Source organism: Streptomyces scabichelini (assembly GCF_011045015.1).
Taxonomy (GTDB): domain Bacteria; phylum Actinomycetota; class Actinomycetes; order Streptomycetales; family Streptomycetaceae; genus Streptomyces; species Streptomyces scabichelini.
Map to the genome: position 1 here is coordinate 1 of NZ_JAAKZY010000267.1, position 12,971 is coordinate 12,971.

General features: G+C 71.0%; 13 protein-coding genes. 9 read left to right on the forward strand and 4 right to left on the reverse strand.

Annotated elements, in window-relative coordinates:
- Positions 1-181 (reverse strand): hypothetical protein (locus G5C60_RS51360; RefSeq protein WP_206440787.1); only part of this gene is annotated, 181 nt, incomplete at its 3' end.
- On the opposite strand from G5C60_RS51360, the gene G5C60_RS44770 reads away from it, so the two are divergent.
- From G5C60_RS44770 to G5C60_RS44795, 6 genes are all read left to right on the forward strand, one after another.
- Positions 134-1,246: an acyltransferase family protein gene (locus G5C60_RS44770; protein WP_165269002.1), complete on the forward strand. Its 1,113-nt coding sequence runs from the start codon at positions 134-136 to the stop codon at positions 1,244-1,246. The genes G5C60_RS51360 and G5C60_RS44770 overlap by 48 nt on opposite strands.
- A 10-nt stretch (positions 1,247-1,256) precedes the next feature.
- Complete coding sequence (locus G5C60_RS44775; protein ID WP_165268984.1) at positions 1,257-2,609, forward strand: sensor histidine kinase; 1,353 nt, start codon at positions 1,257-1,259, stop codon at positions 2,607-2,609.
- Complete coding sequence (locus G5C60_RS44780; RefSeq protein WP_165268986.1) at positions 2,606-3,280, forward strand: response regulator; 675 nt, start codon at positions 2,606-2,608, stop codon at positions 3,278-3,280. The genes G5C60_RS44775 and G5C60_RS44780 overlap by 4 nt, the downstream gene beginning before the upstream one ends.
- 94 nt (positions 3,281-3,374) lie before the next feature.
- Positions 3,375-4,727 (forward strand): sensor histidine kinase, encoded by a 1,353-nt coding sequence (locus G5C60_RS44785; RefSeq protein ID WP_338146109.1) that lies wholly within the window; start codon positions 3,375-3,377, stop codon positions 4,725-4,727.
- On the forward strand, positions 4,724-5,389 hold the full coding sequence (locus G5C60_RS44790) for a response regulator (protein ID WP_165268988.1): 666 nt from the start codon (positions 4,724-4,726) through the stop codon (positions 5,387-5,389). Before G5C60_RS44785 ends, G5C60_RS44790 begins: the two co-directional genes overlap by 4 nt.
- 113 nt (positions 5,390-5,502) lie before the next feature.
- Positions 5,503-6,720, forward strand: a complete 1,218-nt coding sequence (locus G5C60_RS44795) for a cytochrome P450 (protein ID WP_165268990.1) — start codon at positions 5,503-5,505, stop codon at positions 6,718-6,720.
- Here G5C60_RS44795 and G5C60_RS44800 read toward each other — a convergent pair.
- The 3 genes from G5C60_RS44800 to G5C60_RS44810 all read right to left on the reverse strand — a co-directional run bounded on the left by G5C60_RS44800 (position 6,703) and on the right by G5C60_RS44810 (position 9,656).
- Entirely contained in the window at positions 6,703-6,993 is a 291-nt protein-coding gene (locus G5C60_RS44800; RefSeq protein WP_165268992.1) for a hypothetical protein, read from the reverse strand. The two genes, G5C60_RS44795 and G5C60_RS44800, sit on opposite strands and share 18 nt — an antisense overlap.
- 120 nt (positions 6,994-7,113) lie before the next feature.
- Positions 7,114-8,727, reverse strand: coding sequence for an ABC transporter permease (locus tag G5C60_RS44805; RefSeq protein WP_165268994.1), 1,614 nt, complete (start codon positions 8,725-8,727; stop codon positions 7,114-7,116).
- Positions 8,724-9,656 carry an ABC transporter ATP-binding protein gene (locus G5C60_RS44810; protein WP_165268996.1) on the reverse strand — a complete coding sequence of 311 codons (933 nt, stop codon included), beginning with the start codon at positions 9,654-9,656 and terminating at the stop codon, positions 8,724-8,726. Before G5C60_RS44810 ends, G5C60_RS44805 begins: the two co-directional genes overlap by 4 nt.
- Positions 9,657-9,771: 115 nt before the next feature.
- On the opposite strand from G5C60_RS44810, the gene G5C60_RS44815 reads away from it, so the two are divergent.
- The 3 genes from G5C60_RS44815 to eutC all read left to right on the forward strand — a co-directional run bounded on the left by G5C60_RS44815 (position 9,772) and on the right by eutC (position 12,682).
- Positions 9,772-10,272: a GbsR/MarR family transcriptional regulator gene (locus G5C60_RS44815; protein WP_165268998.1), complete on the forward strand. Its 501-nt coding sequence runs from the start codon at positions 9,772-9,774 to the stop codon at positions 10,270-10,272.
- 221 nt (positions 10,273-10,493) lie between these two features.
- Positions 10,494-11,888 carry an ethanolamine ammonia-lyase subunit EutB gene (locus G5C60_RS44820; protein WP_165269000.1) on the forward strand — a complete coding sequence of 465 codons (1,395 nt, stop codon included), beginning with the start codon at positions 10,494-10,496 and terminating at the stop codon, positions 11,886-11,888.
- Positions 11,885-12,682 carry an ethanolamine ammonia-lyase subunit EutC gene (gene eutC / locus G5C60_RS44825; RefSeq protein ID WP_241267525.1) on the forward strand — a complete coding sequence of 266 codons (798 nt, stop codon included), beginning with the start codon at positions 11,885-11,887 and terminating at the stop codon, positions 12,680-12,682. The genes G5C60_RS44820 and eutC overlap by 4 nt, the downstream gene beginning before the upstream one ends.
- The last annotated feature ends 289 nt before the right edge of the window (positions 12,683-12,971 follow it).

Consider the following 12,971-nt stretch of genomic DNA (forward strand, 5'->3'; position numbering starts at 1 on the left):
CCTCCGCGAAGACCTCCGCCGCCCCCACCTCCGGGAAGGCCTCCGCCACCCGCTCCTCCGCGAAGGCCTCCATCGCCTCCGCCTCGCCGCCGACCAGGTCGACGCCGCGACCCCACCCCACCGCGACCGTTCCCTGGACGCCCTGCGCGCCTTCGCGATACTCGGCATAGTGCTCGGCCACTGGCTGGTGACGGCGCTGGTCGCGGACGGCGGCACACTGCGTACGTCGAGTCCGCTGGCGTACCTGCCATGGCTGGCCCCGGTCTCCTGGGTCTTCCAGACGCTCGCCGTGTTCTTCCTGGTGGGTGGGCATGTGGCGACCAGGAGCTACGAGTCGGCACGGGCCCGGGGCACGTCGTACGGGAAGTGGCTGGGCACGCGGCTGTCCCGGCTGTTCGGGCCGGTGGCCGCCGTGCTGGGCCTGTGGACCGTGGCCGCGGTCTGCCTGCTCGTGACGGGGACGGGCGTGTCGACGGTGCACACGCTGCTGAAGCTCGTCCTGTCACCTCTGTGGTTCCTGCTGGTCTTCGCGGGGCTGACGGCGCTGACTCCGCTCGTGGCCCGGATCAACCCGCTGTGGCCGCTGGCCGTCGTTCTCCATGTGGACCTCATGCGCTTCGGGCTCGGCGGCCCGGCCGGGCTGGGCTGGATCAATGTGGCGGCCGGCTGGCTGGTGCCGTTCACGCTGGGCGCGGCCTGGACCCGGGGCGAGCTCACCCGGCGCTCCGGGTGGGTGCTGCTGATGGGTGGCGCGCTGACGACGGCGGTGCTCGTCGCGTGGGCCGGCTACCCGGCGTCGATGGTCGGCGTCCCGGGCTCCGCGGTCTCCAACCTCAACCCGCCGACGCTGGCCGCCGTCACCTTCGGCCTGGCTCAGTGCGGTCTGGCGCTTCTCCTGCGGGAGCCGCTGCGCCGGGCGATGCGCCGCCCCCTGGCGTGGGCGGCGGTGGCGTTCGTCAACCTCTCCGCGATGACGATATTCCTCTGGCACCAGACGGCACTGATGTCGGTCACCGCGACGGGTCTGTTCGCCGGCCGTCTCCCGGGACTGCACACCACCCCCGACAGCCTGGCCTGGGTCCTGGCCCGTTTCGCCTGGCTTCCGGTCTTCGTCCTCGCCCTCATGGTGTGCTGGGCAGCCTTTCGCTCCTACGAACAGGGGCGCCGTCGGCGCGGTGGGCGCATATCGCGCGTGGTCCACGTACACCGTGGCAGGGCGGAGTCGAAGGGGGTCCCCCGTGCCTAGGGTTGCGCTGATGAGTGCGGTGGAGAAGCGCCTGACGCGGGGACTGCGGGTGCTGCGCGAGGATCTGTGGACCGGGAAGGCGGACCCGCTGCCGCCCTCAGTGTGGTTGCGCTGGCTGCCGCATGGGCTGGTGGTCCTGGTCGCGATCGGCACCACCATCGCCAACGGGGATCAGTTCGGTGACGGCTACAACCTGGGTACGGAGTACGCCCTGGTGTGCGCGCTGGCCCAGGGCGCCGCGGTGGCGATGGCGCTGCGGTGGCCGGTCCCGGCGTGGTGGCTGTCGATGGTGGTCACGGTCGTAGTGGCCATGGGGGCCCGCACCCAACTGCTCGCCGATCACACTGCGTTCAACAGCCCCTGGCCGTGGGGCCCGCCCAGTCTGGTCGCGCACGCAGTGGTGCTGTTCCTGCTGGCGCTGCGGGTGCCCGCACGTGTGGCCGCTGCGGCCCTGGCCCTGACCGCGCTGGTCACCTGGGTGATCCAGGGACTCATCGGTGCCGCGAACTACTCGTCGACGGGCACGCTGGCCGTGGCCCTGTTCGCCGGCGTCGTCCTCCTCGGCAGCGCCCTGCGCGGTCGCCGCGTGGCCCGTACGCAGCTCGTCGAGCAGGCCGGTATCACCGCCGAGGAGCGCGCCCGCCGTACGGTTCTGGAGGAGCGCAACCGCATCGCCCGCGAGCTGCACGACGTGGTCGCGCACCACATGTCGGTCATCTCCATCCAGGCCCAGGTGGCCCCTCACCTGGTCGAGAATCCTTCCGACGAGCTCAGGGAGAACCTCGACGGGATCCGGCAGAACGCGCTGGAGGCGCTCACCGAGCTGCGCCGCGTACTGGGCGTACTGCGATCCGAGAACCCCGACGACCCGTACGGTCTCGGCGCCCCCGGCACGGGAACCGCCCCCGACGCCCCGCAGCCCACCCTCGACCGCCTTGAAGTGCTCGTCGAGAACACCCGCGCCGCCGGTCTGACGGTGGCCACCGAGATCAGCGGCGAACCGCTGCCGCTGCCGCCGGGCGTGGAGCTGTCCGCGTACCGGATCGTCCAGGAGGCGCTCAGCAATGCGTTGCGGCACGCGCCGGGTTCCGAGGTGCGCGTGGAGCTCACGCACTTCCCGCGCGGTCTGCAGATCCGGGTCATCAACTCCGCGCCCCGGCGCGTCGCCCCGCCGTCCCCGGGCGCCGGACACGGTCTGCTCGGGATGCGGGAGCGGGCGATGATGCTAGGTGGCACCCTCATGGCGATGGAGACGTCCTGCGGCGGCTTCACGGTGGCGGCCTTCCTGCCGCGCTCCGGAACGGCCTCCCTCGACGACACTGTCTCCGACAACTCCACAGATCCCACGGGAGAGACTCCATGACGAGCGGCGCCATCCGCGTACTCATCGCCGACGACCAGCAGATGGTCCGGCAAGGCTTCACGGTGCTGCTCGACGCGATGCCCGACATCGACGTGGTCGGCCAGGCGGTCGACGGCCTGGACGCGGTCACCAAGGTCGCCGAACTCGCCCCGGACGTGGTCCTGATGGACATCCGCATGCCCCAACTCGGCGGCATCGAGGCCACCCGCCGCATCACCTGCGAGACACCGCGGATCAAGGTGCTGGTGCTGACCACGTTCGATCTCGACGAGTACGTGTATGACGCGCTGCGCGCGGGTGCCTCCGGCTTTCTGCTGAAGGACGCGTCCGCCGACAAGCTGGCGGAGGCGGTCAGGGTGATCGCCGCGGGGGACGCGCTGCTCGCGCCCGGGATCACGCGGCGGCTGATCGCCCAGTTCTCCCGCCTCGACGGGGCTCCTCGCGCTCCGCTCAAGGAGCGGATCGGTGATCTGACCGAGCGCGAGACGGAGGTTCTCGCCCTCATCGCGCAGGGTCTGTCGAACGCCGAGATCGCCGAGCGGCTGGTGGTCGCCGAACAGACCGTGAAGACCCATGTGGGCCGCATCCTGGTGAAGCTGGGGCTGCGGGACCGGACGCAGGCGGCGGTGTTCGCGTACGAGTCGGGTCTGGTACGGCCTTCCGGGTACTGAACGCCCTGGGAGACCCGTAGTACCTGAGAGGGATCCCGGAGGACCATTCTCACTGGTGACGACCGCGAGCCGCCCGCCGCCTACTGTTTTGAACGTGACCGAGACGACCCAGACGCAGATGACACCCCCGCAGGGCGGAGACAAGCCGCACAGTCCTGAGTACCGGCTGGCCGTGGACGCCCTGCACGGGCTGCGGCAGGACCTGTTCCACGACGCGTTCGCCTACCGCCCGCTGCCGCGCATGAGCGTGAACGGCCGGATCGCCCGGCGGCTGCCCGGGCGCCTGCGGGAGTACGCGGCGTGGGCCCCGCACGCTTGGGTGACGTTCGCCGGCGTCGTGGCGTGGTTCATCGCGGACGCCAAGAACGACGCCGGGGATTTCGGGGGACTGCTCTCCGGCCTCCTCTCGCTGACCGCGGTCCTGCTGACCCTCGTCAGGCCGGCCGGCGCCTTCTGGGTCTCCTGCGCGGTGACACCGATCACCGCGGCGCTCGGCAGCACCTGGGGCGAGTGGCCGTGGCTGCCCGGCGCTTTCGCGACTCACCTGGTGGTCCTCACGGTCGTGGCGATCCGCACGCGGCCCCGCACCGCCTTGTGGATGTGGGCTCTGACGGCGGTCTACGGGATCTTGGCCGTAGGTCTCTTCGGGAGTGGCTACGGCGGCAGCAACACTCCGGCGATGCTGGTGACCTCAGGCATGATCCTCTTGGTCGTGGCCGTCCGCCAGATACGCAACGCGGCCGAGCGGGAGGTCACCGCCCAGCAGACCGTCACAGCGCACGAGCGCTCCAAGCGCACTCTCCTCGAAGAGCGCACCACCATCGCCCGTGAGCTGCACGACGTGGTAGCCCACCACATGTCGGTGGTCGCGATCCAGGCGGAGGCCGCGCCGTACCGGGTGGAGAACCCGCCGCCGGAGCTGGAGCACGCGTTCTCGGTCATACGGGAGAACGCGGTGATCGCGCTCTCCGAGCTGCGCCGCGTCCTCGGCGTCGTACGAGCGGAGGACTACGAGGCCCCCGACGCCCCGCAGCCGACCCTCGCCGACCTGGACGCTCTGCTGACCAATGTGCGCAACGCCGGTCTGACCGTCGAGAAGGTGGTCACCGGAGCCGTCCGCGAACTCCCGCAGGGCATAGAACTGTCCGCGTACCGAATAGTCCAGGAGGCGCTCAGCAACGCGCTGCGGCACGCGCCGGGCGCCTCGGCCCGCGTCGAGGTCGGCTATGTGCTGAGCGGTCTCGGGCTGCGGATCGTCAACAGTCCGGCGACCGAGCTGGTCAAGCCCTCGCCCGGGGCCGGGCACGGAATCACGGGGATGCGGGAGCGGGTGACGATGCTGAACGGCGAGATGACGGCGGTCGCGACGGACGACGGGGGGTACGAGGTGACGGTGTTCCTGCCGGTGCCCGCCTCCGCCACGGAGAACGCAGAGGGCGCAGCATGACCATCCGGGTGCTGATCGCCGACGACCAGATGATGGTCCGCGAGGGGTTCTCGGTGCTGCTCGGCGCGATGCCGGACATCGAGGTCATCGGCGAGGCGGTCAACGGGCGGGATGCCGTGGACCGGGTGCGGGAGCTCGCCCCCGACGTGGTCCTGATGGACATCCGCATGCCCGAGCTGAACGGCATCGAGGCGACCCGTGAGATCGTCGCCGCGGACGGTGGGGCCAAGGTGCTGGTGCTGACCACGTTCGATCTCGACGAGTACGTGTACCAGGCGTTGCGTGCCGGGGCGTCGGGCTTCCTCCTGAAGGACGCCTCGGCCCGCCAACTCGCGGACGGGGTACGGGTGGTGGCGGCCGGCGAGGCCTTGCTCGCGCCGTCTGTCACCAAGCGGCTGATCACGGAGTTCTCGAAGTTGTCGGAGCAGCCGCGCCTGTCGGCGACGGCGCGGGCGGCGTACGGAGATCTGACCGAGCGGGAGACGGAGGTGCTGGTGCTCATCGCGCAGGGGCTGTCCAACGTGGAGATAGCCGAGCGGCTCGTGGTCGCGGAGTCGACGATCAAGACCCATGTGAGCCGGATCCTGGTGAAGCTGGGGCTGCGGGATCGTACGCAGGCGGCGGTGTTCGCGTATGAGGCGCGGTTGGTCACGCCGGGGTGAGGGCGCGGCTGGTCACGCCGGGGTGAGGGGGCGTGCTGCTCTGCGGCGGGCGGAGGCCGGCGAGCGGAGGGCCGACTCTGGCGGGCCGTGCCGCGGCAGGCTAGCGTCCCTGCATGGCAGCCCTTTCCGAAACCGCGTTCGACCCCTGGGACCCCGGGTTCGTCGCCGATCCCTATCCCGCCTACGCCGAGCTGCGTGCCCGGGGCCGGGTGCACTACTACGAGCCCACCGAGCAGTGGCTGGTGCCGCACCACGCGGATGTGTCGGCGTTGCTGAGGGACCGGCGGCTGGGGCGGACGTATCAGCACCGGTTCACGCACGAGGACTTCGGGCGGACGGCGCCGCCGGCCGAGCACGAGCCGTTTCATGTGCTCAACGACCACGGCATGCTCGATCTGGAGCCGCCGGACCACACGCGGATCAGGCGGCTGGTGTCGAAGGCGTTCACGCCGCGCACGGTCGAGGGGCTGCGTCCGTACGTCCACAAGCTGGCGGACGAGCTGGTCGCGGGCCTCGTCGCGGACGGCGGCGGCGATCTGCTGACGATGGTCGCCGAGCCGCTGCCGGTCGCCGTGATCGCCGAAATGCTCGGCATCCCGGAGTCCGACCGCGCGCCGCTGCGGCCCTGGTCGGCGGACATCTGCGGGATGTACGAGCTGAATCCGTCGGAGGAGACGGCGGCGAAGGCGGTCCGGGCTTCGGTCGAGTTCACCGAGTATCTGCGGGAGTTGATCGCGGATCGGCGCAAGGAGCCGGGGGACGATCTGATCTCGGGGCTGATCGCCGCGTACGAGGAGGGGGACAGACTCAGCGAGCAGGAGATGATCTCCACCTGCGTGCTGCTCCTCAACGCGGGGCACGAGGCGACGGTGAACGCCACGGTCAACGGCTGGTGGGCGCTGTTCCGCAACCCGGAACAGCTGGCGGCTCTGCGCGGCGACCGCGGACTGTTGTCCACAGCTGTGGAAGAGCTGATGCGGTACGACACCCCGCTCCAGCTCTTCGAGCGCTGGGTGCTGGACGAGATCGAGATCGACGGCACGGTGATTCCGCGGGGGAGCGAGGTGGCGATGCTCTTCGGTTCCGCCAACCATGACCCGGCGGTCTTTACGCGGCCCGAGCGGCTCGACCTCGCCCGCGCGGAGAACCCGCACATCTCGTTCAGCGCGGGTATCCACTACTGCATCGGCGCGCCCCTGGCCCGTGTCGAACTGGCCGCGTCCCTGGGCGCGTTGCTCGACCGGGCACCGGCACTCCGCCTGGCTGCCGAGCCGGAGCGAAAGCCGAACTTCGTCATCCGCGGCCTGAAGGAGCTACTCGTGGAGGTCTGATTCCGGGGCCGTGGCGGCGGCCGTGGCCCGGCGGCGCCTGCGCACCATACGTATCAGCAGCGCACAGGCGAGCGCGGGGAGGGCGGCACCGGCCGCCACGACGAGCGGCAGCTCGGTGAGCAGCACGCTGTAGTCCGTGCCCTCCCCCTCGAACCCGCCGCCCATATGCCGTCGCGTACGGTCCGACGATGCCCAGACGAGCGCCGCCACCGACGCCCCGGCCGCCGCCAGCACGCATCCTCCGCAGGACGCCGCGCTTTCCCCTCGCTCCATGCCGCAAGGGACGCGCCTGGTGCGTCATGAGTTCCCGTACGGCATCCCGTACGGCGCCCCTCGACCGGCTACGACCGCTACTGCGAGTCCAGGGACGCCGTACGTCCGTGAGGACCGCCGTCAGGTGCTCATGTCCCGGCGTCGCAGGGCCGTCAGGCCCGCCGTGACGAAGACGGCCGAGAGGGCCGTGAGGACGAGTACCGGTGTCCATGTCATGTCGCCGCCCGGCAGCTTGGGGAGGTGGCCGAAGGGGGAGAGGTCCAGCACGGACTCGGGGAGGTCGAGCGCGGGGCCGATCCAGCCGAGGAGCAGTGCGGCGCCCGCCACACCCCATGCCCCCAGTGCCACCTGCGGCGATGCGCCGTGCAGCAGCACCGCGAGGCCGCCGATGGCCCAGATCGCGGGGAGCTGGACGAGACACGCGCCGAGGATGGGGCCGAGGTCCTCGCCGTATCCGGCGGTGAGCCCGAGCCCGCCGAGCAGCATGATCAGCACGGCCCCGCCGAAGGCGATGACCAGGTGCCCGGCCGCCCAGCGCAGCCGTCCCACCGCGTTGGCGAGTACCGGCTCGGCCCGCTGCGAGGTCTCCTCGCCGTGCAGCCGCAGTACGGACTGGACGATGTAGAGCGCGGCGACCATGCCGAGCATGCCGACCATCGTGGCGAGGAACGCGTCCGTGATGCCGGACTGACCGCCCATCCGCTCGATGATCTCGCGGGTCCCCGCGTTGTCGCCGACCAGATCCGTCGCTCCCTTGGTGATCCCGCCGAAGGCGGCCCCGGCGGCGAAGAACCCGAGGCTCCAGCCGAGCACGCTGCCGCGCTGGAGCCGCCAGGCCAGCGCACCCGCCGTGCCGAGGCGGCCTGCGGCGGGTCCCGGCCGGGTCGGCAGGAAGCTCATGCCGACATCGCGGCGGCCGGCCAGTTCGTACGCGGCCACGCCCTGGATCGCGACGGCGGCGACGAACAGCAGGAGCACCCACCAGCGTTCGCCGGCGAAGGCCCGCAGGTTCTCCAGCCAGCCGATCGGGGAGAGCCAGGTCAGTACATGCGAACCGTCGTCCGAGGCGGAGTCGCCGGCGGCCCGCAGCACGAACGCCGCGCCCAGCAGTCCGCCCGTCAGCCCCTTCGCGAGCCGTGCGCTCTCAGTGAGCTGGGCGGCGATCGCCGCCATCGTGGCGAAGACCATGCCGACGCCGGCCGTGCCGAGCCCGAGGGCCAGTGCGCCCGACGAGCCCTGCCCCGCGAGTCCGCCCGCGATGAGCAGCGCGAGCGCCGCGTTGGCGACGAACGCCGCGAGCAGCGCCGCGGTCAGCGGGGCCCGGCGCCCCACCATCCCCGCGGAGACCATCTCCTGGCGTCCGCTCTCCTCCTCGTCCCGGGTGTGCCGGACGACGACGAGCAGGCTCATGATCGCGGCGAACACGCCTGCGTACGCGCCGATGCGCCAGGCCACCAGGCCGCCGATCGAGTCGTTGAAAACCGGCCCGTACGTTGCGCGCAGTGAGCTGTTCGTGGCCATCTGCCGGGGTACGTCGGCGCGTTCGGCGGCGGTGGAGTACAGGCTCTCCAGCGAACCCGGCATGGAGACCACCATCAGCGCGATGATCGCCACCCACAGGGGGATCATCACCCGGTCCCGGCGCAGTGCGAGCCGCAACAGGGCGCCGGTGCCCGCGAGTTGACGCCCTCCGCCGATCCGAGGGGTGAACTTGCCGACCGTAAGGGCGGTCATCGTGCCATCGCCTCGTCTTGGCTGCTCCTGCTGCTCTCGCTGCGTACGTCTTCCTGGTAGTGCCTCAGGAACAGCTCTTCCAGCGTCGGCGGCGTCGAGGTCAGGGACCGTACGCCCGACTCGGTCAGCGAGCGCAGTACCGCGTCCAGCTGGTCGGACTCGACCTGGAGCTTGACGCGCTTTCCCTGGATGTCGAGATCGTGGATGCCCGGCAGGCGGGAGAGGCCGTCGGGCGCGCCCGCGAGTTCGGCGGTGACGCTCGTACGGGTCAGATGGCGCAGGTCCGCGAGCGATCCGCTCTCGACGGTGACGCCCTTGCGGATGATGCTCACGCGGTCGCAGAGCTCCTCGACCTCGCTGAGGATGTGCGAGGAGAGGAGGATCGTGCGGCCGCGGTCGCGCTCCTCCTCGACGCAGCTCTGGAAGATTTCCTCCATCAGCGGGTCGAGGCCGGAGGTCGGCTCGTCCAGGATCAGCAGGTCGACGTCCGAGGCGAAGGCGGCGACGAGGGCGACCTTCTGGCGGTTGCCCTTGGAGTACGTGCGCCCCTTCTTCGTCGGGTCGAGCTCGAACCGCTCGATCAGGTCGGCCCGCCGTGCCTTGTCGAGTCCCCCGCGCAGCCGTCCGTACAGGTCGATGACCTCGCCGCCGGACAGGTTCCGCCACAGCGTCACGTCGCCGGGGACGTAGGCGACCTGGCGGTGCAGCTCCACGGCGTCGGTCCACGGGTCCCGGCCCAGCAGCTGGGCGGCGCCGGAGTCGGCGCGCAGCAGGCCCAGCAGGACCCGGATGGTGGTGGACTTCCCGGAGCCGTTCGGGCCGAGGAAGCCGTGCACCTCGCCGGTCTCGACGTCCAGGTCGAGACCGTCCAGAGCGTGTGTCCTGCCGAACGACTTGTGCAGTCCGGAGACAGTGATTGCCTTGGTCATGCTTCAGAACGTACGCTTCTTTCAGAAATTTGTGAAGTTAAGGAAGCGTTAAAAGGCCGGATAGACTGAACGGGTGGCGCGCGAGCGGGGGATGAGCAGGGGAGATGATGCAGGGATGGCGGAGCCGGAGGCGTCGGGGCGTGACGCGGAGGCCGTGTCGAAGTTCGTCGAGTCCTTCGCGGCACAGCTCGTCGAGGCCGGCATGCAGCGCATGGCCGCACGGGTCTTCGCCGCGCTCCTCTCGTCCGACGAGGGCGTCATGACCTCCGCCGAGCTGAGCGAACAGCTGCGGATCAGCCCCGCGGCGGTCTCCGGGGCGGTGCGCTACCTGGCGCAGACGCACATGGTCTCGCGCGAGCGGGAACCCGGCTCACGCCGGGAGCGCTATCGCGTGCACGGCGACCAGTGGTACGAGGCCCTGACCAACCGTGAGGCCATCATCAAGCGTTGGGAAGGGGCCTTGCGTGAGGGCGTCAACAGCCTCGGCGTCGACACGCCGGCGGGACGCCGCATGGCGGAGACGCTCGCCTTCTTCGAGTTCATCGAGGGCGAGGTCGCGGACATGATGGAGCGCTGGCGGGTCCACCGGGAGAAAATCTTCGGCCAGGGCGGCTGAACGCGGGCGGCGGCGCCGAAAAAGGCCGCCAGGGCGACCATTGCGACGAGATGCTGTGTCCGTATGGCGAGCCGGAATCCCGCTGTGTGATTGAGTCAGCTCGCAGGTCTGGGCGTTAAATACTTGTCAACCAGACCTTTGGAACGAACGTCTGCGTTAACTCTCCTTCCGTACGCGTTCCGGACGTGGACGCCGTCGGCAGGCCCTCGTACGGTCGCCGCATGAGCACCTACACCGCGACCCTCGGCGGCCGGAGCTATCAGTTCTCCGGCCTGCCCCGGCTGCTTGCCGCCGCGAGCCCCGAGCGGTCCGGCGACCGGCTCGCCGGGCTCGCCGCCGAGTCGGCGCAGGCGCGGGTCGCGGCACGGTGGGCGCTCGCGGAAGTGCCGCTCGCGCGGTTCCTCGCCGAGCCGGTCATCCCGTACGAGAGCGACGACGTGACGCGCCTCATCGTCGACACGCACGACGCGGCGGCCTTCGCGCCGGTGTCGTCGCTCACGGTCGGGGAACTGCGCGAGTGGCTGCTGTCCGATGCCGCGGACGCGGCGGCTCTGACCGCGCTGGCGCCCGGCCTCACGCCCGAGATGGCGGCCGCCGTCTCCAAGCTGATGGGCAACGCCGACCTGGTCGCCGTCGCCCGCAAGGCGCACGTCGTCACCGCGTTCCGCTCCACGATCGGCCTGCCCGGCCGCCTCGCGACCCGCCTGCAGCCCAACCACCCCACCGACGACCCGGCGGGAGTGGCGGCCGCCCTGCTGGACGGCCTGCTCCTCGGCTCCGGCGACGCGGTCATCGGCATCAACCCGGCGACGGACAGCCCCAAGGCCGTACGGGACCTGCTGGAGCTGCTGGACGGCGTGATCCAGCGGTACGCGATCCCCACCCAGTCCTGCGTGCTCTGCCATGTGACGACGAGCGTCGACCTGATGGAACGTGGCGCCCCCGTCGACCTCGTCTTCCAGTCCATCGCGGGTACACAGGCCGCGAACGCGTCCTTCGGCGTCACGCTGGGCCTGCTGGACGAGGCGTACGAGGCCGCGGCTTCGCTGGGCCGGGGCACGGTGGGTTCGAACGCCCTGTACTTCGAGACCGGCCAGGGCAGCGCACTGTCCGCCGACGCGCACCACGGGGTGGACCAGCAGACGGTCGAGGCACGGGCGTACGCGGTGGCCCGCCGTTACGACCCGCTCCTGGTCAACACGGTGGTGGGTTTCATCGGCCCGGAGTACCTGTACGACGGCCGCCAGATCCTCCGGGCGGCCCTGGAGGACCACTTCTGCGGCAAGCTGCTGGGCCTGCCGATGGGCCTGGACATCTGCTACACCAACCACGCCGACGCGGACGACGACGACATCGCCACGATGCTGACGATGCTCGGCGTGGCCGGGGCGTCCTTCGTGATCTGCACACCCGGGGGCGACGACATCATGCTCAACTACCAATCGGCCTCGTACCACGACGCGTTGTACCTCCGGCAGGTACTGGGTCTGCGTCCCGCCCCGGAGTTCGAGGCGTGGCTGGACCGGATCGGGCTGCTGGACGAGGGGGGCGGGATACGGGATGTCACGGGTACGGGGCATCCGCTGACGGCGATCGGAAGGGAGCTGGCGGCATGATGGAACGTCAACTCCCTGGCCGCACGGCCGAGTCGGCGACGGACAGCGCCCTGTGGACCGCTCTTCGCCGTCACACCCAGGCCCGTATCGGACTCGGCCGGGCGGGGTCGGGGCTGCCGACCCGACACCGGCTTGAACTCCAGGCCGCGCACGCGGCCGCGCGGGACGCGGTGCACTCGCCCTTCGACCCGGACCTGGTCGCGGCGGGTCTCACGGGTGTCCCGACCGTACGTGTGCGCAGTGCGGCTCCGGACCGCCTCACGTATCTCCAGCGCCCGGACCTGGGGCGCCGCCTGCACGACGTCGACCGTGCCCATCTCCCGGTGGGTGACTGGGACGTGGTGTTCGTCGTGGCCGACGGGCTGTCCAGCCGGGCCGTCCATGAGCATGCGGCGGCGGTGGTGCGCGAGACGATGGCACGGCTGGAGGCGACGCGGCTGGAGGCGACTCGGCTGGAGGCCTGGCGGATCGCGCCGGTCGTCCTGGCCGAACAGGCCCGGGTCGCCCTCGGAGACGATATCGCCCACGCCATGGGCGCGACGATGACCGTCGTCCTGATCGGCGAACGCCCGGGCATGTCGGCGGCGGACTCGCTGGGCGCGTACCTGACGTACGCTCCGGCCCCGGGCACGACGACGGACGCGGACCGCAACTGCCTGTCCAACATCCGCCCGCCCCTGGGCCTGACCCACGAGACGGCTGCCACCAAGCTGGCATCTCTGATGCACCGGGCCCGCGAGCTTCGCCTCACCGGGGTGGGGCTGAAGGACGAGTCGGGCGTGCTGCCGGCGTAGCGCTGGGGCCGGGTGTTTTCGCCCCCGCCGCCCCTACCCGTCCCATCCCTGGGGCTTCGCCCCAGACCCCACCAGAGGGCTGCGCCCTCTGGACCCCCTCGGGGCTCCGCCCCGGACCCCGTTTCGGGGGCCAGCCCCCGGACCCCCGGTCCTCAAACGCCGGACGGGCTGAATTTCAGCCCGTCCGGCGTTTGAGGACGAGGCCGCCAGGCCGACAGCGGGGTCCAGGGGCGGAGCCCCATGGGATGGGACGGGTAAGGGCGGCGGGGGCGAGAAAACCCCACCCCCC